At 33.4% G+C, this 25,462-nt stretch carries 6 protein-coding genes; 1 reads left to right on the forward strand and 5 read right to left on the reverse strand.

The features are described 5' to 3' along the window. Window positions 1-4 precede the first annotated feature (4 nt). Window positions 5-2,467 carry an AAA family ATPase gene (locus CLU82_RS19310; RefSeq protein WP_100844640.1) on the forward strand — a complete coding sequence of 821 codons (2,463 nt, stop codon included), beginning with the start codon at window positions 5-7 and terminating at the stop codon, window positions 2,465-2,467. Between the two features lie 81 nt (window positions 2,468-2,548). Here the strand turns inward: CLU82_RS19310 and CLU82_RS19315 are convergent, their stop codons facing one another. The 5 genes from CLU82_RS19315 to CLU82_RS19335 form a co-directional block, all read right to left on the reverse strand. Beyond that, window positions 2,549-4,486 carry an OmpA family protein gene (locus CLU82_RS19315; protein WP_100844641.1) on the reverse strand — a complete coding sequence of 646 codons (1,938 nt, stop codon included), beginning with the start codon at window positions 4,484-4,486 and terminating at the stop codon, window positions 2,549-2,551. Between the two features lie 11 nt (window positions 4,487-4,497). Continuing rightward, a complete protein-coding gene (locus tag CLU82_RS19320) occupies window positions 4,498-5,421 on the reverse strand; it encodes a type IX secretion system membrane protein PorP/SprF (RefSeq protein ID WP_100844642.1) in 924 nt (307 codons plus the stop codon). 39 nt (window positions 5,422-5,460) lie between these two features. After that, on the reverse strand, window positions 5,461-21,888 hold the full coding sequence (locus CLU82_RS19325; RefSeq protein ID WP_100844643.1) for a gliding motility-associated C-terminal domain-containing protein: 16,428 nt from the start codon (window positions 21,886-21,888) through the stop codon (window positions 5,461-5,463). Window positions 21,889-22,986: 1,098 nt separating this feature from the next. Further along, on the reverse strand, window positions 22,987-23,616 hold the full coding sequence (locus CLU82_RS19330; RefSeq protein WP_100844644.1) for a response regulator transcription factor: 630 nt from the start codon (window positions 23,614-23,616) through the stop codon (window positions 22,987-22,989). A gap of 19 nt (window positions 23,617-23,635) precedes the next feature. Then, window positions 23,636-25,108 (reverse strand): HAMP domain-containing sensor histidine kinase, encoded by a 1,473-nt coding sequence (locus CLU82_RS19335; protein WP_100844645.1) that lies wholly within the window; start codon window positions 25,106-25,108, stop codon window positions 23,636-23,638. Between the last annotated feature and the right edge of the window lie 354 nt (window positions 25,109-25,462).

Consider the following 25,462-nt stretch of genomic DNA (forward strand, 5'->3'; position numbering starts at 1 on the left):
TTGTATGGAAGAAGAAAAAAACATTTTCAGCGTAGAATTATTAAGTGCTCTTGAGATTGCTAAAAAGATTGCTAAAAGCAATTTAAATAAATATTACTCAGCATCACATTTGCTTAAAGCTATTTTAAACAGGGATTTATCACTTTTAAAGCGTCTTGAAACCATGGGCAAAGATGTCTATTATCTTGATGAATGGGCCGAAGTCCGTATGGAAGAAGAACCTAAAACAACTCATGTTCTTGATTCAGAACCTAGTCATCTGATTGATGAGATTATTATAGAAGCAGAATCGGTAAGAATAGCATTAAATGAAGATGAAATAAGTCTTTATGCGATTATAGTTGCCATAAGTTCTCCTGGAGTTGGTTTTAATTTTGACCAAATGAAAACCTACCCTATTTTACGAGGTGAATTATTAGAAGATCAGATTGATATTCCACAAAATGATAATTTTTCCAAACAAGAAGTCAAAAAAGGTTTTTTAGGTAAATATTGTATTCATAAAAACCTTGAAAAAAAGAGTAAAAGAGTTGTTGCAATTGGCCGTGAAACAGAATTAAACACCATAAAAGAAATTCTTTGCAGATTTTCTAAACCAAATGTATTATTGATTGGAGATCGTGGAATCGGTAAATCAATATTAATTGATACTCTTATTCAAAATGTAATTGCAAATCAGGTTCCAGATGCTTTAAACAAAGTACAACTTTTTGAATTGGACTTATCCTCTTTAATTGCTGGTGCTTCATACAAAGGTGAAATTGAAGATCGATTAAAAAACTGTATTCAAGAACTGAGACAGTATCCAAAAGCAATATTTATTATTGAAGAGTTCCATACACTATTGGATAAAAATGGTGGAGACTCTGGTGTTTCAAATGTTTTGAAGGGAGAATTAGCTAAAGGTTTAAATATCATTGCAACTTCAACCATTGATGAATTTTCAAAAAGAATCGAAAAAGAACAAGGTTTATCTGGAATGTTTGAAATCGTAAAATTGGAAGAATCTGACGATGAAACTTTATTCAGAATGATTAGAGAATCAATAAAGACGTATCAAGAACATCATAAAATACAAATTGATGATGAAACTATATCTGAATCTATTCGATTGTCAAGAAGATATTTAAAAGAAAAAAGTCTGCCAGAATCAGCAATAAATCTTATCGATCATACAATGTCGGTATTAAAGACATCTGGTGAGACTTTCTTAAAAGAAAAACAATCTATTCTTGATAAATTATCTGTTTTAAAAACGAACGAGAAAAATTTATCTGAAGAACAATTAATAAAAGAATTTAACTGGTTTCTTACTGATTTAATCAATAAAACTACTTTTTTAATGATTGTGGATGAAGAAAATGATAAGAATACTTTTGAAACTTCCGAATCAATTGTTAAACACATCGAAAGTCTAATTAATGGTCTAGAAGAAAAAGCTTTAGACAAACGTTTACATATTGAGCCTATTGACTTATCACTAATTATCGCCAAGAAAACGGGTATTCCTGTTGGAAAATTAAAAGAAGAAGAAAAGCAAAAGCTTAATAGTATCGAAGAAGTTTTAAACCGAAGAGTTATTGGTCAAAATCATTGTATTGCTTCAGTTGCGGGTTCTATTTTAGAATCAAGATCTGGTTTAAGTAAAGCAGGTCAACCGATTGCATCATTCTTTTTTTTAGGACCAACTGGAACGGGTAAAACAGAATTAGCAAAAAGTTTAGCAGAATTTCTTTTTCAAGATGAAAATGCGATTATTAGGTTTGATATGTCTGAATTTAAAGAAGAGCATTCAGCTGCATTGCTTTATGGAGCACCTCCAGGATATGTTGGTTATGAAGAAGGTGGATTATTAGTAAATAAGATAAGACAAAAACCATATTCTATTGTACTATTTGATGAAATTGAAAAAGCACATGCTTCTGTTTATGATGTTTTTCTACAGATAATGGATGAGGGAAAATTACACGACCGTTTAGGAAAAGAAGGAGATTTTTCGAATGCGATTATCCTTTTTACCTCAAATATCGGAGCAGATCATATTGTAGAAACATTTAATAGAGGCCAAATTCCTAGTTCTTCTTCTTTAATGGAAATCATGGGGAATTATTTTAGACCAGAATTTTTAGGAAGATTAACCGAAATTGTACCCTTTGCTCCTATCAGTAAAGAAAATGCTTTAAAAATATTTGAAATTCATCTTAAAAAAGAATTTATCGATTTACTAAAGAATATTAATATTACTGTTGAAATTCCAATGGAAGCTAAACTTTATTTAGCCGAGAACGGATACAATGCAAAATATGGTGCAAGACCTATAAAAAGTATAATTAGAACTCATTTGAGAAGACCATTAGCTAAAAAAATAATTTCTGGAGAAGTTAAAGATGGAGATAAAATGATTGTTACAATTGAAAATGGGGAAGTTAAATGGTTAAATGAAACAATTTTAAACGTCATATCATAACTCTTAAGTAAAACATAAAAAAACTCCATTAGAAATAATGGAGTTTTTTTATGTTTTACTACAATTGGTAATTTGGTATACTTATTTTGCAATAATAATAAAATCAGATCTTCTATTGATCAAATGCTCTTCCTCTGTACATTTTACCCCATTACTACATTTATTAATCAATCTTGATTCTCCATAGCCAATTGCACTAAGAATTCTAGAAGAATCTATTCCGCTTTTGATAAGATAGTCGAGTGTTGCTTTGGCTCTATTATCAGACAATTTTAAATTATATTGATCTTTTCCTCGTGAATCGGTATGTGATTCAATTTTTATAATAACTTTTGGGAATTTTTGCATTAGAAAAACAACTTTCGAAAGTTCTTCAATCGCTAAAGGAGTAATGTCAAACTTATCATAATCAAAATAAATTGGGTTTACATCCACTTTTTCAACTCCTTTTTTATCTCTTATTACTAGATCATTATAATTACTCAAATAAAAGTCAATATCCTTAATTTCGGTGTTGTAAGTATCTGTTGTTTCAACAGTTTTTTCATCATTACTATAATTTGGTTTGGTAGCAATCATTTTTATGATACTATCACAAGGAACTTTGATTATGTACTTACCCAAATCATCTGTATTTGCTTCTGCAATAACTTCGTCATGAGAATTATAAGCTCTTACTAAAACCTCCTTCAATGGTAATGTTGATTTACGATCGAAAGCTGTTCCCGAAATACTTTGAGTACAGACTAAAGGTCTTTTTGTAAATGAATATATATCATCATTCCCTTTACCTTGTGCTCGATTGGATGAAAAATACCCGAAACTATTTTTACAATTAATAATAAAAGCAAAGTCATCTTTGTTACTATTTATGGGTGCACCAAGATTTTTAGGAGTTGAAAATTTTAAATCTCCTGAAAACTTACTTTCATAGATATCTAGATTTCCCCAACCATAATGGCCATCAGATGAAAAATAAAGTATCCCATTACAGAAAAATGGAAAAACATCCTCACCCATAGTATTTATTTTAGGACCTAAATTCTTTGGAGAACCCATCGTTCCGTCATCGGCAATTTGAACTACGTATAGATCTGTTTCTCCATAACCACCAGGCATATCTGAAGCAAAAAACAACCATTTACCGTCTTCACTCAAAGAAGGTTGTCCCACAGAATAATCTTCACTAGAAAAAAAGACTTTTTCGGAATTTACTAATTTACCATCTACAATTTGACCTTTAATGATTTGGAAATTATTCGTTTTAGTATCATCAACTACTAATTTTTTCTTTTTAGTGATATTGGTAGAATAATACATAGTTTGCCCTTTTGCATCAAAAGTTGTTGTGGCATCGTGGTATTTAGTTTCAATATTTGGTAAAAAAATAGTTGGGTTAAATAAACTATTATCTGCAGGATTTCTTTCGGCAACGTATAAATTTAGATACGGTTCATTATTCCAGCTATACAATCCATTTGAAAAATGGGTTGTATCCCTTGCTGAAGAAAACACTATTTTATCATTATAGAAACTCGCTCCAAAATCAGACAAATCAGTATTAATATCTAAATTTTTTATGGCATATAAAGGTTTCTTTAGAGTTAAACTGTCCATTTGTTGCTTTTGATATTTATAGCGTTTGATTTCCTCAAGATCATTTTTTTTCTCTAAATATTCAAGTGTTATTTTATTAGCATCATCATAGTCCATAACCGCTTTCATAGTCTGGATATACCTCAAATAAGAAAGGTCAGTTAAATTGTTTTCCTGTATTTCATATAACCTTTTGTACCATTTTAAGGCATTTTGACTGTCCGAAATATAATAGTAAGAGTCTGCCGCATTTTTTATGGTATGTGCAGAAGGACTTTTTATGTTTTGCAAACATTCTTCGTATGCTTTGGCAGCATCTGCATAAGAATAGTCATTAAACAAGGCATCTGCTTTTTTTAGATTTGTCTGCGAATAAGCGGTTGTTAAACACCACAATAAACAAATGGTATACGTTCTTTTCATAGGTACAGTTTTTAGAAAAATCTTGGGGATTTAATTTTATTTTCGCTTTTAAGGAATTGATAACGAAGCACAATTTCATGTGAACCGTCGTTGTATTTATTCAACTCGCTTACAGTATAATCATAAGAGTATCCTGCATAAAAATTATTGGACACTTGAAATCCTACTAAGGCACTTACGGAATCATCAAATCGATAGGAAGCTCCTAAGACAAATTTTTCGTACAGCATGAAATTAGCAGATAAATCTGCTGAAATAGGTGCTCCAGTTACTGCTTTTACCAAAAATGCAGGTTTAATTTTTAAATTCACATTGAGATCAAAAACATAGCCTCCAATGAAATAATAATGTAATCTATCATAATTGACCGCTTCTTGTACATCATCATAATAGGTTGACTGAATAAAATTAGGAACAGAAACTCCAAGATACCATTTGTCGGTATAGTAGTATAGTCCAGCACCAATAGATGGTTTAATTTCATTGTTGATGTTTTGGTTTAACAACGGATCAACATTGTCATAATACTTTCCTTTTGTCCAATCAACATTTAACACCCTAGCTCCTGCTTTTATACCAAAAGCTAACCTTTTTTCATAGCCAAGAGCGAGTGAATATGAAAAATTACCATCAAAATACAATTCGTTTGAAGGTCCTATTTTATCATTGACAATACTCAATCCTAATCCTATATTTTCGTTTCGTAATGGACCATCTACGCTGAATGATTGTGTTCTGGGCGCTCCATCCATGCCAACCCATTGTGATCTATGTAAAAGAATCGCTTCTAAATTACCTGTAGATCCTGCATATGCAGGATTTACAGTCATAGTATTGTACATGTATTGAGTGTATTCAGGGTCTTGCTGCGCATTTATAGAAGATACAACCAGCAAAAAGGCTACAGATAAATATTTTTTTATGTTTAGTTTCATAATGATACTTATTTTAAATTAAATAATTAGTAATGTTGATTATCTCACGATAGATAGCCATCCTTTTTTAACTGTTCCATCTCCAATGTTTATCACATAAAAGTAGGTACCTGTTGGTAACATATCCCCTTTATTTACGACTCCAGATACATTGGCAGTTCCATTCCAATCATTTTCATATTTATTTTTTTTGTAGACTAAAGAACCGTATCTATTATACACTTCGAGTTCATTATTTGGATACGATTCAATACAATCAATTCTGAAAAGATCATTTGCGCCATCATTATTTGGCGTAAACTCATTGTAAACAGTTAAACAAATTGGCTCTACAAAAGATGATGCGGTATTATTTGTTGAATCTAAATCCAATGGGGTTGATGCTATAATTGATGCTACGTTCATGTAATTGTCAGTAGACAGGACTAATGCTTTAATTTTTAGAATTTGACTTGTTCCTGCATTTAAAGTTGGTAAATTCCAGATATGATTTGCGGGATCATAAGTTCCTACTGATGCCGTAAATGAAAGAAAATCATATCCATTTGGCAATAGTTCGTTGACCTGTGTATTGATCATGTTTCCTTCACCAACATTACTTATTGTTATTGTAAATTCTACTTCTTCACCAAAATTAGGCGCTGGGTTATTTACTATATTGGTGATCGTTAAATCTGAACAAGTTACAGCAGTAATATCTAATGTTTTGGTTGTATTTTCATCACAGGTATTTGTGTACGTAACCTTAACCTGACCAGCCCCTATATTCGACCATGAAACCGTTACAGAACCATCAGCAGTTCCTCCTCCAGAAAGAATTGTGCCTCCAGTAATTGTCCAAACGTAATTTGATTTTCCGTTAGCAATTGAATAAGTTACTCCGTTGAAAACACAAGGCGTATCATTTGTAGAAGAGATTTGTATTTGATCTGAATTTTCAAATTCTACGGTAATTGCTAATCTTGTCAAACTTTCACAACCACTTAGTGTAGTTGCAGCAACATAATACGTTTTTGGAGTAAGTGTAGTATTTAATGCTAATGGAGTTCCTCCTATTGCTTGAGTATACCATACCAAATTTGTTCCACTTGCTTCTAGATCCGCAATTGTTGCAATCGCTGAAGGACAGAATGTTTGTGTTGTTTTTGGCGTTGTAGGTATAGTTGGAGCGTTCACATTAACAGTTACTTTCAAACGAATCGAGCTTTCACATTTGGTTATTGGGTCTTTGATTGCTCCATAGTAATCACCACTTGTTAAAGCTGTTGTTGCTACAATTGCTGTTCCGCCTATTACTGCTTTATACCAAACCACATTGCTTTCATTCACTTGAATGTTTGCAATTGTTGGAGCGTTTATCAAACAGAAACCTTGAGTTGAAGCTGTTGTTGTTGGTGTTGCAGGGTCAGTAACGTTAATAATAACTTTCAAACGAACCGAACTTTCGCAATTGGTTATTGGATCTTTAATTGCTCCATAATAATCACCAGTTGTTAAAGCTGTAGTTGCTAGAATTGCTGTGCCACCTGTTACTACCTTATACCAAACCACATTGCTTTCATTTACTTGAATATTGGCCACTTTTGGAGCATTTATCAAGCAGAAACCTTGAGTTGAAGTTGTAGTTGTTGGTGTCACTGGATTACTAACATTCACAGTTATTTTCAAACGAACCGAACTTTCACAATTGGTTATTGGATCTTTAATGACGCCAAAATAATCTCCAGTCACCAATGCTGTATTTGTTGGAATTGCTATTCCTCCAGTTACTGCGTTATACCAAATGACATTACCTTCATTTACTTGAATATTGGCTATTTTTGGTGCATTTATCAAACAGAAACCTTGTGTTGAAGCTGTTGTTGTTGGTGTGCCAGGATCAGTTATATTGATGGTAACTTTCAAACGAATCGAACTTTCACAATTGGTTACTGGATCTAAAAGGGCACCATAATAATCTCCACTTGTTAAAGCTGTTGTTGATGAAATTGCTTCTCCGCCTGTTGCTACTTTATACCAAACAACATTGTTTTCATTCACTTGAATATTAGAAATTTTTGGAGCATTTATCAAACAGAAACTTTGAGTAGAAGCCGTTGTAGTAGGTGTTACTGGGTTTGTAACTTTAATAGTCACTTTCAAACGAACAGAACTTTCGCAATTGGTTACAGGATCTTTAATTATTCCATAATAATCTCCATTTGTTAAAGCTGTAGTCGGAAGAATTACTGTTCCTCCTATTGCTACTTTATACCAAACTACATTGCTTTCATTCACTTGAATGTCGGCTATTTTTGGCGCATTTACTAAACAGAAGTTTTGTGTAGTTGCTGTTGTAGTTGGTGTTGCCGGATTAGTTACGCTGATAGTTACTTTCAAACGTAGAGAACTCTCACAATTGGTTACAGGGTCTAAAATGGCTCCAAAATAATCTCCGTTTATTAAAGCGGTAGTTGATGCAATCACAGTTCCTCCTGTCATTGTATTATACCACACTACATTACTTTCATTCACTTGAATGTTGGAAACTTTAGGTGTATTTATTAAACAAAACCCTTGATTAGCAGCCGTTGTAGTTGGTGTTGCTGGATTGGTAACACTAATAACCACTTTTAAACGAACTGAACTTTCACAATTTGTTATTGGATCTAAAATGGCACCATAATAATCTCCACTTGTTAAATCAGTAGTTACGGCAATTGCGGCACCTCCTGTCACTACTTTATACCACACTACATTACTCTCATTCACTTGAATATTGGAAATTTTTGGTGTGTTTATCAAACAGAAACTTTGACTAGTAGCCGTTGTCGTTGGTGTTGTTGGGTCTGTAACATTAATAGTTACTTTCAAACGTACAGAACTTTCACAATTTGTTACTGGATCTAAAATTACTCCATAATAATCACCGCTAGTTAAAGCTGTAGTTGCTGTGATTGCAGTACCTCCTGTTACTACTTTATACCAGACCACATTACTCTCATTCACTTGAATGTCGGCTATTTTTGGCGCATTTACTAAACAGAAGTTTTGTGTAGTTGCTGTTGTAGTTGGTGTTGCCGGATTAGTTACGCTGATAGTTACTTTCAAACGTAGAGAACTCTCACAATTGGTTACAGGGTCTAAAATGGCTCCAAAATAATCTCCGTTTATTAAAGCGGTAGTTGATGCAATCGCAGTTCCCCCTATCATTGCATTATACCAAACCACATTGTTTTCATTCACTTGAATGTTAGAAACTTTAGGTGTATTTATTAAACAAAACCCTTGATTAGCAGCCGTTGTAGTTGGTGTTGCTGGATTGGTAACACTAATAACCACTTTTAAACGAACTGAACTTTCACAATTTGTTATTGGATCTAAAATGGCACCATAATAATCTCCACTTGTTAAATCAGTAGTTACCGCAATTGCAGCACCTCCTGTCACTACTTTATACCACACTACATTACTCTCATTCACTTGAATATTGGAAATTTTTGGTGTGTTTATCAAACAGAAACTTTGAGTAGTAGCCGTTGTCGTTGGTGTTGTTGGGTCTGTAACATTAATAGTTACTTTCAAACGTACAGAACTTTCACAATTTGTTACTGGATCTAAAATTACTCCATAATAATCACCGCTAGTTAAAGCTGTAGTTGCTGTGATTGCAGTACCTCCTGTTACTACTTTATACCAGACCACATTACTCTCATTCACTTGAATATTAGAAATTTTTGGGGCATTTACTAAACAGAAGTTTTGAGTAGCTGCTGTTGTAGTTGGTGTCGCTGGATTGGTTACATTGACAGTAACTTTTAAACGAACAGAACTCTCACAATTGGTTACAGGGTCTAAAATGGCTCCAAAATAATCTCCGTTTATTAAAGCGGTAGTTGATGCAATCACTGTTCCTCCTGTCATTGTATTATACCATACCACATTACTTTCATTTACTTGAATATTGGAAACTTTTGGGGTATTTATCAAACAGAAACCTTGAGTTGAAGCCGTTGTTGTTGGTGTTGCAGGATTGGTAACACTAATAGTTACTTTCAAACGAACCGAACTTTCACAATTGGTTACTAGGTCTAAAATTGCGCCATAATAATTACCACTTATCAGAGTTGTAGTTGGTGCAATTGCGACACCTCCAGTTACGGTTTTATACCAAATAACATTACTTTCATTTACTTGAATACTAGAAATTTTTGGTGCATTTACTAAACAGAAGTTTTGAGTAGATGCTGTAGTTGTTGGTGTTACTGGATTAGTAACATTGATAGTTACTTTTAAACGAATTGAACTTTCACAATTGGTTACAGGATCTTTAATCGCTCCATAATAATTTCCACTTGTTAAAGCCGTAGTTGGTGCAATAGCTACGCCACCCGTTACAGTTTTATACCAAATGACATTACTCTCATTTACTTGAATGCTGGAAACTTTTGGCGCATTTACTAAACAAAAGTTTTGAGTAGCGGATGTTGTGGTTGGTGTTACAGGATCGGTTACATTGACAGTAACTTTTAAACGAACTGAACTCTCACAATTGGTTACAGGGTTTTTAATCGCTCCAAAATAATCTCCACTTATTAAAGCTGTAGTTGATGCAATTGCTGTTCCACCTGTTACTGCATTATACCAAACGACATTGCTTTCGTTTACTTGAATATTGGAAACTTTTGGCGTATTTATCAAACAGAAACCTTGAGTAGAAGCCGTTGTTGTAGGTGTTGCTGGATCGGTAATGTTGATAGTTACTTTCAAACGAACTGAGCTCTCACAATTAGTTACAGGATCTTCAATTGCTCCATAATAATCTCCGCTTATCAAAGCTGTTGTTGATGCAATCGCTGTTCCTCCTGCCATTACGTTGTACCAAATGATGTTGCTTTCATTTACTTGAATGTTAGAAATTTTTGGCACATTTACTAAACAGAAGTTTTGAATAGATGCTGTAGTTGTAGGTGTTGCTGGATCGGTAATAGTAACGGTTACTTTCAAACGAACGGAACTTTCACAATTGGTTATTGGGTTTAAAATCGCTCCATAATAATCTCCATTTGTTAAAGCTGTAGTTGCCACAATTGCTGTTCCGCCTGTTGCTACTTTATACCAAACTACGTTGCTTTCATTTACTTGAATATTAGACACTTTTGGAGTATTAACTAAACAAAAATTTTGAGTCGCAGTTGTTGTAGTTGGTATAGTTGGATTGGTAACATTGATAGTTACTTTCAAACGAACTGAACTCTCACAATTAGTTACAGGATCTTTAATTGCTCCAAAATAATCTCCGCTTATTAAAGCGGTGGTTGATGCAATTGCTGTTCCACCTGTTACTGAGTTATACCAAACAACATTGCTTTCATTTACTTGAATATTGGAAACTTTTGGTGTATTTATCAAACAGAAAATTTGAGTTAAAGCGGTTGTTGTAGGTGTTGCTGAATTGTTAACATTGATAGTTACTTTCAGGCGAACTGAACTCTCACAATTGGTAATAGGATCTTTAATTACGCCATAATAATCTCCGCTTGTTAAAGCCGTAGTTGCTGCAATTGCAGTACCTCCTGTTGCAATTTTATACCAAATCACATTGCTTTCATTCACTTGAATGCTAGAAACTTTTGGTGTATTTATTAAACAGAAGTTTTGAGTTGAAGCAGTTGTGGTTGGTGTTGCTGGATTAGTAACATTGATAGTTACTTTTAAACGAACAGAACTTTCACAATTGGTTACCAAATCTTTAATTGCTCCAAAATAATCACCGTTCATTAAAGCTGTAGTAGTTGAAATCAAAGTTCCGCCTGTCATTGCATTGTACCAAATGACATTGCCTTCGTTTACTTGAATATTAGACACTTTTGGTGAATTTATCAAACAAAAGTTTTGAGTTGAAGCCATTGTTGTTGGCGTTACTGGATTGGTTATGCTGATAGTTATTTTTAAACGAACCGAACTTTCGCAATTGGTTACTGGATCTAAAATTGCTCCATAATAATCACCACTGGTTAAAGCTGTAGTTGGTGCAATCACTGTTCCTCCTGTTGCTGTTTTGTACCAAATTACATTGCTTTCATTTACTTGAATGTTAGAAATTTTTGGTGCGTTTATGAAACAGAAAATTTGAGTTAAAGCGGTTGTTGTAGGTGTTGCTGGATTGTTAACATTGATAGTTACTTTCAGGCGAACTGAACTCTCACAATTGGTAATAGGATCTTTAATTACGCCATAATAATCTCCACTCGTTAAAGCCGTAGTTGCCGCTAAAGCTGCACCACCGGTTATTGATTTGTACCAAATGACATTACCTTCATTTACTTGAATACTGGATACTTTTGGAGTATTTACTAAACAGAAATTTTGGATAGATGCTATAGTTGTTGGTGTTACAGGATCGGTAACAGTAATAGTTACTTTCAAACGAACCGAACTTTCGCAATTGGTTATGGGGTCTAAAATGGCTCCATAATAATCTCCGTTTGTTAAAGGGGTAGTTGCCACAATTGCTGTTCCGCCTGTTGCCACTTTATACCAAATTACATTACTTTCATTTATTTGAATGTTAGATACTTTTGGAGTATTAACTAAACAAAAATTTTGAATAGATGCTGTAGTGGTTGGCGTTGCTGGATTGGTTACATTGACAGTTACTTTCAAACGAACAGAACTTACACAATTGGTAACAGGATCTAAAATGGCTCCATAATAATCTCCGTTGGTTAAAGCTGTAGTTGGTGTAATAGCTGTTCCTCCTGTTGAGGTACTATACCAAACTACATTACTTTCATTTACTTGAATATTGGATACTTTTGGGGTGTTTACTAAACAGAAACCTTGTGTAGAAGCTGTTGTTGTTGGCGTTGATGGATCATTAACAATAATATTTGCAGTTTGAAGTGTTCCTGCAATATTCTCACAAGTTGTATCACTAGATACCCCAACATAATAGGTAATAGAACCCATTGCATGAGTTACACCTGATGCCGTTAAAACACCTGTAGCGCTAATTGTATAAGTTATTCCACTTATAATGGCTCCGTTAGTTATAGGCTGGGTTTTATTTGTATTTAAATACCAATAAAACACTGGGTTGGTTAACGTAGTTACAGTTGGTGTTAAAGTTGCTATTTCACCAGAACATATTATTGCATCATTAGTAGAAATATCATTTGTTTTAGAAGGAGGTAATATTGTAAATGTAATTTGTTTTCTATCTGTTGTTACAGTTTCACAAAAATCATTTGAACTAACTCCAACATAATACGTATAGGTTCCAGGAATCAAACTATTCACAGTTAATTGTGATGTAGTTGCACCAGGAATCAATTGCATTGATGTTCCGTTAAAACGATACCAATAATAAATAGGATTTGTTAATACTGGAGCTCCACTAGGACTGGTAGCCAGAGTTATTGTTCCAGATGGAGAACAAATTGAAGTGGTTACACCTCCATTTAAAGTGATATCAGTTAAAGCATTTTCTGGGCTTGATGGTCTCACCTCTACGATCACTTCTCCACGAGCAAAAGTTTCGCAATCGTAACGAACTGGCTGTACATAATATTTATAAATTCCGGCAGCAAAGGTAGCTAGAACAGGATATGTAACTCCTGTAGCTACAACATTTCCTCCTGTTGGGGCATCATACCATTTGTAGGTAGAGCAAGATTTTTGTGGTATTTGAAGTGTAACAGCAGTTCCAGGACAAACGGTGACTTTATTATTAGAATCGCTTCCTATAACTTTCGTATCTGCTACTCTTTCAACGGTATGAACTCTTAATAAATCTAATACTCCTGCAACGCCTCCCAAACGAATTCTAACTCTGTCGTATGGTTCAGGTTGAGAATTTACGAGTACCATAGACATTGTATTTCCAGGTAATACTTGTAAAGTTAAGAATGTACTGGTATTTAAAATTGGTGCTCCAACAGGTACATTTCCTAAGTAACGTTGAATACTAAATCCTCTTAGCAAATTAACATCAAGAGGTACGCTTGGTTTAGAAACAACTATTCTTAATGTATCACTAGCAATGGATGGAGTTTTGAATGCTATTGTTAAGTCGGCAGCCGCAAGCACACTCACGCCACTATACATAGTAGTAAAAGTTGTAATATCATTATCCGCTACATTCCAAGGTTCACTAACGCCTATTGTAGCTGTTACCGCACCTACACCTAATGTAGTTGAACCATAAAATATATCCTGAATATCACCTGGTGTACAAGTTATTGTTGAAACAGATTTGTTATAATAAGCATCGTATACTTTTATGCTTTGGGCAACGCTGGCTAGAGATGCAGATTGAATTCTAATTCCATCATAGTCTTGAGGACCTGATGCATTTGCAGGAACAAAAGTAAATTCGAATACATTATCACCAGATAATCCATTTAATAAAGCACCTGAAACTGGCTGTAGTGTTCCAATATCAACTCCGCTTTTAGTTCCAATTACCGATAAATTCTGACCAAGAGTGACTGCGCTATATTCTGATCCTAGTTTAACCGTTACTGGAGTTCCTTTTACAATATTAGCTGACCATTTTAAATTTTGCCATGTAGTACCAATACCTAATAATCCTACTCCCGTTACGATTGTTGAATTGGTTAGAGGATTTCCATCTACAGCATTAGTACCATTTGATACTCCACCTGTAATGTTGGAACCTGAACTTTGAGTGTTAGCATACACTCTTTGGGTTAATAATTGACAGCCATTGGTATCTATGACATTTATAGAAACCGTACCTGTTCTTGAACAAGTTCCATTACTTGCTACTACTGTATAAGTATAAACCCCAGGTGTATTTAAAATTCCTGTCGAAAAAGAAGGACCTGTTATAAGAGCTCCTTGTGGATTAAACCAAGTCAATGTTCCATCTGATGTTGCGGTTAATGGAACACTAGTTCCTGCACTTACTGATATTGAAGGAGTAACATTCAAAGTCGGTAATGAATTTACGGTAACTGTTACTGGGGATTTTACAGAAGGGCAAATAGCACCAGTTATTTGAGCTTGAATCGAATAAATACCGCTTAGGGTTACATTGGCAGCTGCTTCTGCAGTTATGCTACTATTAGATGGATCAAAGAAATTATAAGTTGTATTTCCTGATGTATCAAAAGCTTCAATAGCATCTTTCAAGTTTACGCTTCCACATCCTATTAAAGGTGAAATTACTGTTAATGATGATGATGTTGGAGCCGTTATAGTTACAAGTTTTAAAGTGTTATTGTCATTTTCACAAGTACTTCCATTAGAAACAGAAACATAATAATTATAAGATGAACCAGCTGTAAGTCCACTAATGGTAAGTGCTCCAGTTGCTAGATTTTTAGAGAAAGTTACTCCTGGCTGAGTAACAACATTTGTTCCAGATGTAATTTCTTGTGTTTTAATTTGATCTGTATAGTATTTAAATTGTGCTCCTCCTAAAGCAGATGTTGGAGATAATACAATTCCTCCGTTGCAAGAGGCCTCTTGCGGGCTTGTAATTATCACAGAAGCTGCTGTTGCCAATGGAAAAACAGTAACTGTTACTGGTTGACGAACACTGTTATCACAAGTTCCTCGTGTTGTTTCTATATAATAAATTGTAGTAGTTGTTAAAGCAGGAGTTGTATAATCTGCAGTTGAAGAAAGTAATCCTCCACCGCTTGCTGCAGTATACCATCTAACAGTTTCTCCAGACAAAGGGGTGGCTACTAAAATTGCTTTTTTTCCTGAACAAATAGGAGAATCCGCTCCTGAAACAGAGACTTCTTTATATTTAAATGAAGCACCATAAATATTTAAATCAGTAGCGATAGTTGCTGATCCACCTAATCTAACCTGAACACCTGTAAAGTTTCCACCTGCTACAAAACTAGCTCTAAAACGATTTCCTCCTAAAAGTTGAATATTTAAAAGAGAATTGATTGTAATTCCATCTGTATTAACTGTTCCTCCATCATAACTTTGTAAAGAAATATAAGAAAGTGCACTAATATCTAATGTACCTGTTGGAATACCTAATTCAATGTCAATAATATCACCCGCTAATCCAGATGTTGAAAAATCAATTTTTTGTTGAACATAGCCTGCTACTGCAATAGGAACCTGAAGAGTTGTAGCTGTATTAAAATCTGTATCTATAGAAAGTGCTTCAGTACCTGGGACTGCACCACAAGCTAGACATAAAATTCCATCATTTGAAATTGTTTGATTAACCGCCAATAAACAGCTTGTAATGGGTTTATTTACGATGACAGTCACAGGAGTTCTTGTAGTATTTATACAACCTGATGTAGTGCCACTAGCTTCAATATAATACGTTGTAGTGGTCAATAAAAGAGGTGTTGTAAATTCGGTAGCAGTTGCTAAAGAACTTCCTCCGACAGCAGCACTAAACCAATCATAATTAACTCCTGCTTCTGGATTTATTACTTCTAATAAAGCACTTTGTCCAGATTGAATTGATACATTAGAAGAAGCTACAGTTGGAGCTAATGGTGTAGGATTTACAATAACATCTATTTGAGTTCTTGTTGTACTTGAACAACTGCCAATTTCTGCTTCTACATAATAAGTGGTATTGGCATTTAAAACAGAGGTTGTAAAAGAATTTCCAGTAAATAATAATGTTCCTGCTGTAGCTGTAGTAAACCATTTATAATTGGTTCCAATAACTGGAGCATTTATATTTAATGTAGTGGTTTGACCGCTACAGATAGTGGTTCCACCCACTGCGATTGTTGGTGCAATAGGATTGGTTACATTTACCAGAACTGGAAAGCGTTCAGTACTTACACAACCATTTCTGGTAATTGCTACATAGTAAGTTGTGCCAGTAGTCAAATTTGGTGTTGTGTATGCTGCTGCGCTTACTAATAAGGTACCAGCTGTTGGAGCATCATACCAAGCAGCGGTCTCTCCTACTGAAAGTCCTGCTGTTAATGTGGTATTTTGTCCACTACAAATAGTTGTAGTGCCAGATATAGTAGGAGCTTTATATTGGTAAGACGCCTGATAAATGTCTAAACTAGTTAATACAGTTGCTAAACCACCTAAACGTATTTCAACACGATCAAAATTAGCACCAGCAGTAATACTGGCTTTAAATCGGTTTCCTCCTAATAATTGAACATTTAATAGATTATTAATAGAAACTTTATCATTATTAAAAGTTGCTCCATTGTAAGTAGCTAAAGTAATATAGCTCAATGCGGTTAAGTCAAGAACACCGCCAGGTAATCCAAGTTCAACATTAATTATATCTCCTGTTTTCCCTGGATTATTAAATTGAAGTGTTTGTTGAATCCATCCGTTTATTAAACCAATAGGAATCGTAAGTCTTGCTGCTGTTGCAGTATTTCCATCAACAGAACTATTTGGTGTGGTAGATCCGCACAATATGCAAAGTCCGTTTAGATTAGTCTGTTGTGTATTGGCGTCTAAACATCCTCCAAGTGGAGTTGTTATAACCGATACTGTTACTGGCACTCTTGTTACGCTAACACAGTTTCCTGTAGGACTTTGTGCTTCTACATAATAGGTTTTAGTGGCAGTTAATATAGGTGTGGTAAAGGTTGGAGTGTTTGAAGCAAGAACAACACCAGCAGTAGGTACATCATACCAATTAAGTGTTACTCCAGCTTCCGCAGTAGTAGCACTCAAAGATGCATTTTGTCCAGATTGTATAGTAACACTTTGTGTTAAAACAGTTGGAAGAGCTGGTGTTGCAGTAGAAACCACATCTACTTGTGTTCGTGTGGCACTATTACAACTACCAATTGAAGCTTCTACATAAAAACTGGTTGTTCCTACAGAAACTGTTGGTGAATATGAAGTGCCTGAAGCTAAAATTGTCCCAGCAGTTGCAACAGAATACCAATTATAAGTAGTTCCAGGAATTGGATTTATAACTGATAAAGTCGTTTGCTGAGTAGCACCACTAGAACAAAATACAGTACCAGCAGTATCAATAGTTGGTGCAATAGTATTGGTTATATTTACCAGAACAGGAAAACGTTCAGTACTTACACAACCATTTCTGGTAATTGCTACATAGTAAGTTGTGGCAGTGGTTAAATTTGGTGTTGTGTATGCCGCTGTGCTTACTAATAAGGTACCAGCTGTTGGAGCATCATACCAAGTAGCGGTCTCTCCTACTGAAAGACTTGCTGTTAATGTGGTATTTTGTCCACTACAAATAGTTGTAGTACCAGATATAGTAGGAGCTTTATATTGGTAAGACGCCTGATAAATGTCTAAACTAGTTAACACAGTTGCTAAACCACCTAAACGTATTTCAACACGATCAAAATTAGCACCAGCAGTAATACTGGCTTTAAATCGGTTTCCTCCTAATAATTGAACATTTAATAGATTATTAATAGAAACTTTATCATTATTAAAAGTTGCTCCATTGTAAGTAGCTAAAGTAATATAGCTCAATGCGGTTAAGTCAAGAACACCGCCAGGTAATCCAAGTTCAACATTAATTATATCTCCTGTTTTCCCTGGATTATTAAATTGAAGTGTTTGTTGAATCCATCCGTTTATTAAACCAATAGGAATCGTAAGTCTTGCTGCTGTTGCAGTACTTCCATCAACAGAACTATTTGGTGTGGTAGATCCGCACAATATGCAAAGTCCGTTTAGATTAGTCTGTTGTGTATTGGCGTCTAAACATCCTCCAAGTGGAGTTGTTATAACCGATACTGTTACTGGCACTCTTGTTACGCTAACACAGTTTCCTGTAGGACTTTGTGCTTCTACATAATAGGTTTTAGTGGCTGTTAATATAGGTGTGGTAAAGGTTGGAGTGTTTGAAGCAAGAACAACACCAGCAGTAGGTACATCATACCAATTAAGTGTTACTCCAGCTTCCGCAGTAGTAGCACTCAAAGATGCATTTTGTCCAGATTGTATAGTAACACTTTGTGTTAAAACAGTTGGAAGAGCTGGTGTTGCGGTAGAAACCACATCTACTTGTGTTCGTGTGGCACTATTACAACTACCAATTGACGCTTCTATATAAAAACTGGTTGTTCCTAAAGAAACTGTTGGTGAATAAGAAGTACCTGAAGCTAAAATAGTCCCAGCAGTTGCCACTGAATACCAATTATAGGTAGTTCCTGGAATTGGATTTATAACTGATAAAGTCGTTTGCTGAGTAGCACCACTAGAACAAAATACAGTACCAGCAGTATCAATAGTTGGTGCAATAGTATTGGTTATATTTACCAGAACAGGAAAACGTTCAGTACTTACACAACCATTTCTGGTAATTGCTACATAGTAAGTTGTGGCAGTGGTTAAATTTGGTGTTGTGTATGCTGTAGTGCTAACTAATAAGGTACCAGCTGTTGGAGCATCATACCAAGTAGCGGTCTCTCCTACTGAAAGACTTGCTGTTAATGTGGTATTTTGTCCACTACAAACAGTTGTAGTGCCAGATATAGTAGGAGCTTTATATTGGTAAGATGCCTGATAAATATCTAAACTGTTTAATACTGTTGCCAAACCGCCTAAACGTATTTCAACACGATCAAAATTAGCTCCGGCAGTAATACTGGCTTTAAATCGGTTTCCTCCTAATAACTGAACATTTAATAGATTATTAATAGAAACTTTATCATTATTAAAAGTTGCTCCATTGTAAGTAGCTAAAGTAATATAGCTCAATGCGGTTAAGTCAAGAACACCGCCAGGTAATCCAAGTTCAACATTAATTATATCTCCTGTTTTCCCTGGATTATTAAATTGAAGTGTTTGTTGAATCCATCCGTTTATTAAACCAATAGGAATCGTAAGTCTTGCTGCTGTTGCAGTATTTCCATCAACAGAACTATTTGGTGTGGTAGATCCGCACAATAGACAAAGTCCGTTTAGATTAGTCTGTTGTGTATTGGCATCTAAACATCCTCCAAGTGGGGTTGTTATAACCGATACTGTTACCGGTACTCTTGTTACGCTAACACAATTTCCTGTAGCACTTTGCGCTTCTACATAATAGGTTTTAGTGGCAGTTAATATAGGTGTGGTAAAGTTTGGAGTGTTTGAAGCAAGAACAACACCAGTAGTAGGTACATCGTACCAATTAAGTGTTACTCCAGCTTCCGCAGTAGTAGCACTCAAAGATGCATTTTGTCCAGATTGTATAGTAACACTTTGTGTTAAAACAGTTGGAAGAGCTGGTGTTGCGGTAGAAACCACATCTACTTGTGTTCGTGTGGCACTATTACAACTACCAATTGACGCTTCTATATAAAAACTGGTTGTTCCTACAGAAACTGTTGGTGAATAAGAAGTACCTGAAGCTAAAATAGTCCCAGCAGTTGCAACAGAATACCAATTATAAGTAGTTCCAGGAATTGGATTTATAACTGATAAAGTCGTTTGCTGAGTAGCACCACTAGAACAAAATACAGTACCAGCAGTATCAATAGTTGGTGCAATAGTATTGGTTATATTTACCAGAACAGGAAAACGTTCAGTACTTACACAACCATTTCTGGTAATTGCTACATAGTAAGTTGTGGCGGTGGTTAAATTTGGTGTTGTGTATGCCGCTGTGCTTACTAATAAGGTACCAGCTGTTGGAGCATCATACCAAGTAGCGGTCTCTCCTACTGAAAGACTTGCTGTTAATGTGGTATTTTGTCCACTACAAATAGTTGTAGTGCCAGATATAGTAGGAGCTTTATATTGGTAAGACGCCTGATAAATGTCTAAACTAGTTAATACAGTTGCTAAACCACCTAAACGTATTTCAACACGATCAAAATTAGCACCAGCAGTAATACTGGCTTTAAATCGGTTTCCTACTAATAATTGAACATTTAATAGATTATTAATAGAAACTTTATCATTATTAAAAGTTGCTCCATTGTAAGTAGCTAAAGTAATATAGCTCAATGCGGTTAAATCAAGAACACCGCCAGGTAATCCAAGTTCAACATTAATTATATCTCCTGTTTTCCCTGGATTATTAAATTGAAGTGTTTGTTGAATCCATCCGTTTATTAAACCAATAGGAATCGTAAGTCTTGCTGCTGTTGCAGTACTTCCATCAACAGAACTATTTGGTGTGGTAGATCCGCACAATAGGCAAAGTCCGTTTAGATTAGTCTGTTGTGTATTGGCATCTAAACATCCTCCAAGTGGGGTTGTTATAACCGATACTGTTACCGGTACTCTTGTTACGCTAACACAATTTCCTGTAGCACTTTGCGCTTCTACATAATAGGTTTTAGTGGCAGTTAATATAGGTGTGGTAAAGTTTGGAGTGTTTGAAGCAAGAACAACACCAGCAGTAGGTACATCGTACCAATTAAGTGTTACTCCAGCTTCCGCAGTAGTAGCACTCAAAGTTGCATTTTGTCCAGATTGTATAGTAACACTTTGTGTTAAAACAGTTGGAAGAGCTGGTGTTGCGGTAGAAATCACATCTACTTGTGTTCGGGTGGCACTATTACAGCTACCAATTGACGCTTCTACATAAAAACTGGTTGTTCCTACAGAAACTGTTGGTGAATAAGAAGTACCTGAAGCTAAAATAGTCCCAGCAGTTGCAACAGAATACCAATTATAAGTAGTTCCAGGAATTGGATTTATAACTGATAAAGTCGTTTGCTGAGTAGCACCACTAGAACAAAATACAGTACCAGCAGTATCAATAGTTGGTGCAATAGGATTAGAAACATTTATTACAACAGGTATACGTTCACTGCTTTCACAGCCTGCTGTGCCAATTACCCCTATATAATAGGTTGTATTTGTTGTTAAAATTGGTGTAGTAAAACTATTTCCCGTTATGATAGCAGATGTAGAAGTCGCGGAATTATACCAAGCCAAAGATGTAGCGACTGCTGGTGTAGCAATAATTGTAGTAGAATCTCCAGAACATATTGTTTTATTCAGGCCTCCAGTTACTGTTGGTTGCACAAACTCTAGGCGTGCATCATAAACTCTTAAAACGGATAAATCTAAAATTCCACTAACTCGAATTTGTATTTTATCTGCATTTCCAGTAAAAGTATATTCTACAGCTTGAATTGTTTTACCAGGCACTAGACTTACATTCAAAAGAGCATTATTTAGCGCTACACTTGAACCTACATTAGTGTTTGATAATTTTGCTTGAATAGAAACATTAGTTAATAATCCGAGATCTAATAATCCTCCATTTGCGCTCAAATAAAGTATTATTTTATCGCCAGCTTTTACTGTTTGATTTAGCGTTAAGGTTTCTTCTACAGAACTAGCTAGTCCGCTTGATATACTTGCATATGTAGTTAAGTTTGGGTCATCATCAAATACATTGTCTGGGTTTGATATACCACCAATTAACCCTACTTTACTATTTGTTTGAGAAATAGCACGACAAAAGGTTTGTCCTTGTAAATAATTTAAGGAAAGCAAAGTAAGAAAGAATACTAGCCAAATTTGATAAGAAATAAATCCTGAAATAGTAATTTTTTTTTCCATAATTTAATATTTAAAATTGAGCCAAAAAAAGTCTATTTGCTATAAACTGAATAGTTTATGCATTTTTTAATTAATTGATAATAAGACTATTGAGTAATTATACAGACTAGTGCTTCTTAAATGTTATTAGGAAAATTAGAATGTATTGTAACTTGGTAAACTTTGAGAAATTACTTTCTAGATTAAAAGAAAATGAAAAGACTCAAAAAATAATTAAATTTTTAAATTAATTTTATGAAAAACTAATGCTGTATTCATAACGATTGAAATGTCATGAATAAACAATACAAATCCTCATATTTTTTTAACGATTAGTAAAAAAAAATGACTAATTTAAATATAAAGTAACAATTAGAATGGTACAATTGTAATGCATTTTAGTCGCATCAACTGATACCGATTGTAAGGGGAGGGGATAAAAATATATTTCGTTTTTAAAAATATGTACTAAAACTAAAATTAGCTTTGTTTAATTTTAAATCGAACCAAAAAAATGTACTCAGAGAAAAAAAATAAATAAACTCAAGAAGTATATTGTTAAGGATTTATTATTAAAATTAAAAACCTTTTCTAGTTTTTATTTACGCTCTCAATATTTTGAGAATACCTAAAAATTATATTTTTTTTAAAAGTTAATATTGCTTTTTAACAGTGTGTCTAAAACAATTTTAAAAGAATATATTTTCTTTGAAAAGTATTGTTTTATCTATTCATCGTCTAATTTAGAAATTTTATTTTTATTTAACAAAGTTTTTTTGCAAGAAATTTGTTTAAAAAAATAAAATTTATATATAAAATAGTACTATTTTATATATAACTCAAGAAAAACAAAGGATTTGTAAAAAGTTAGCTAAAATAAAAAACATATATAAAATAAAGATTTAACTTACTAAATTGAAGTATCAATAACAAAATTTTTATAATTAATAGATGAAGATTAAGTTTTAAATTTTACCTAAAAAGCACTTTTTTCGTTTTCATATTAAAAAAGTAGCTGCTTTTATTTATCATTTCATTTTAGATATTACAAATCATGTTGCCATAAATTATCTATTGATCATAGAAAAAACTTGTTTTATTCTATTTAAGAGAAATTCTTTATCCATTGGGTTGATTAAATATAGTAATCAATTCTACTATGTTTTTGATGTTGAGTTTACCAAATATTTTATTTTTATGTGTGCTTACAGTAGTCATACATATATCTAATTTATTGGAGATTTCAATATTCCCATTTCCTTTTATTAATAATTCACAAATTTCCATTTCTCGTTTAGACAATTTATCAAGAGGATTTAAAGTTTGTCCTTTTATTGATGCATTGATGATTGTATTTACAATATCCGGTGCAAAATAATTTCCTGTCTTTAATATGGTGTCTACGGTCAAAACTATTTTTTCTTTGTCACTAAGTTTATTTAAATAACCATTGGCTCCAGCCATAATGTATTGATAAGCATGAGTGGTTTCTTCATAAACAGAAAAAATTAAAATTTTTACATCTGCTTGCAACTCTCTAATTTCACGTATCATTTCTTTATTTTTTCCTCCGGGAATATTTATGTCTAGAATGATAAGCTCTATTTCATTTTCTTTCAAAAGAGAAATGGTGTCTGGGAAATTTTCGGTTGTAAACAGTTCTATACTTTCAAAACTTTCTTCGAGAATTATAGAAACGCCAGTTCGTACAACTAAGTGGTCATCAACTATTAGTATTTTTTTTGACATAGATTCTTAAGTTAAGTTTTTAATATTTAATTTCGACAGTTACAGTGGTACCAGCATTTACAACACTGGAGAAATTGATGTTTCCTTTTAAAATAATAAGCAATTCTAAAACAAAATGGAGTCCTATTCCAAAGTTATTTAGAATTAACTTTTCTGATTCTTTACTCTTAAATAGATCAATATAATAATCAATTAAATACTGATCCATTCCAATTCCAGTATCTTTTATCCAAAAAACAAATTTATTTTTATCTGCGAAAGCACCAACTTCAATCTCACCAAAGATTGTATTTTTGATAGCATTATCGAGTAAATTGTGCAAAATAATTGCTACAATTCTATTGTTTACATGAGATATTAAATTCTTGTCTACTTTATTAAAAATAACAGAATTATTATTGTGAGCTATTTCCGTGAATAATTCTATCTTTTTGTGAACTAAATCATAAAAGGGATAAGCCACTATTTCATATCTTTTTTCTTCAATATAAATATCGGAATATTCCACTAGTACATTAGTAAATTCATAAAGTTGTGACGAAGATTTGAGTATTGAAGTTGCGTATTTATGTGAAACGGAGTTATTTGTTTTTTTAGTTTCCTCACATAAATACTTCCCAATCAGGACTATATATTTTAGTGGACTTTTAATATCATGACTAATAGTTCCGATAATTTTTTTTTGTTGAATAATCTCTTTTGACAAATCGGTTTTAATGTTTTCTAAATCAGTAATCATTGTCTGAAGATACTTATTGGATTCATTAATTTCGTTTTTTGAAAATAACAATCTTTTTATCATGGTGTTATAATACAAACTGACACTTCCGAAAATAATTAAGACAAAAAAGATATTGGTGTAGATAAGATAATCTCTTATCTCCCTTGTCCCCTCACCTAGCGTATTAGAAAAATTGCGTTCATTAATTGTGAGTTTATCGCTAACGTCACTTAACTTAGTGAGAAAATAATTTCGCGATGTAACAGTTAAATGTCCATTTATAATCTCTTTATGAATTTCATCACCTATAGAATCTATCTGAGAAATCAATATATCACCTTGCCGCCATTCATTTATTGCTTTGCGCATAAACGGAATGGCTTTGAAATTTTTGAAAACCCAAATTAAATCGTCCAAATCTTTCTCATGATTTCTACCATTTCGAAACCCTTTTTTGATAATGTCAGTATTCAGATTTTTTATCAAAGCTATGCGTGCAGTACCATCGCCTTGAGGTACACTCAATTCATTTTCATATAATTTCCATTGCTCTATATTATCGGTATATAAGTAGGTAATAAGATGTCGAACAGCATCTTTCTGTCCTTTAGAATAATGTGATTCACCATTCACATAAGCTCTGCTACCAGAGAGAATTTTAATTGTGAAACAATTAATAAATATCAAAGCAGAACAGGAAACGAATATTAATATTAAAAGAATAATAATATTTGTTTTTTTAAAATATCTAAAAGCTTTGATTCCTTCCATTTAATATTTAATTATTTGAGTAACACACTCTACTCTAAAAAGGGCAATTTGTTTTTTATTCTGAATAGTAAAAATGTAAGAAAGCGTCCATTTACTAATAGAATAAAATACAGGTTTTGAATAGTTTTAATTCTGTAATGCTATCAGTTTTTCTTTATGAATAAAATGGTAAAATATTATAATAATCTTATAAATTTACCATTATAAAAATAAAAAAACATATTTTTTTATTTTAAAATTTCAAAAAAATCATTTTTGCAATACTGTATTTATTCGGGGGGATATAATATGACAAATAGCAAGAATGATTTTTTTATAAAATTTATAAAAATAGAAAAATCTGATTATTACATA

The organism is Flavobacterium sp. 5, assembly GCF_002813295.1.
Taxonomy (GTDB): Bacteria; Bacteroidota; Bacteroidia; order Flavobacteriales; family Flavobacteriaceae; genus Flavobacterium.

Excerpts from the sequence above, each read along its gene's own strand:
- CLU82_RS19310 (WP_100844640.1), top strand. The coding sequence starts at position 5 with ATGGAAGAAGAAAAAAACATTTTCAGCGTAGAATTATTAAGTGCTCTT.
- CLU82_RS19335 (WP_100844645.1), bottom strand. The coding sequence starts at position 25,108 with ATGGAAGGAATCAAAGCTTTTAGATATTTTAAAAAAACAAATATTATT.
- CLU82_RS19315 (WP_100844641.1), bottom strand. The coding sequence starts at position 4,486 with ATGAAAAGAACGTATACCATTTGTTTATTGTGGTGTTTAACAACCGCT.
- CLU82_RS19320 (WP_100844642.1), bottom strand. The coding sequence starts at position 5,421 with ATGAAACTAAACATAAAAAAATATTTATCTGTAGCCTTTTTGCTGGTT.
- CLU82_RS19330 (WP_100844644.1), bottom strand. The coding sequence starts at position 23,616 with ATGTCAAAAAAAATACTAATAGTTGATGACCACTTAGTTGTACGAACT.
- CLU82_RS19325 (WP_100844643.1), bottom strand. The coding sequence starts at position 21,888 with ATGGAAAAAAAAATTACTATTTCAGGATTTATTTCTTATCAAATTTGG.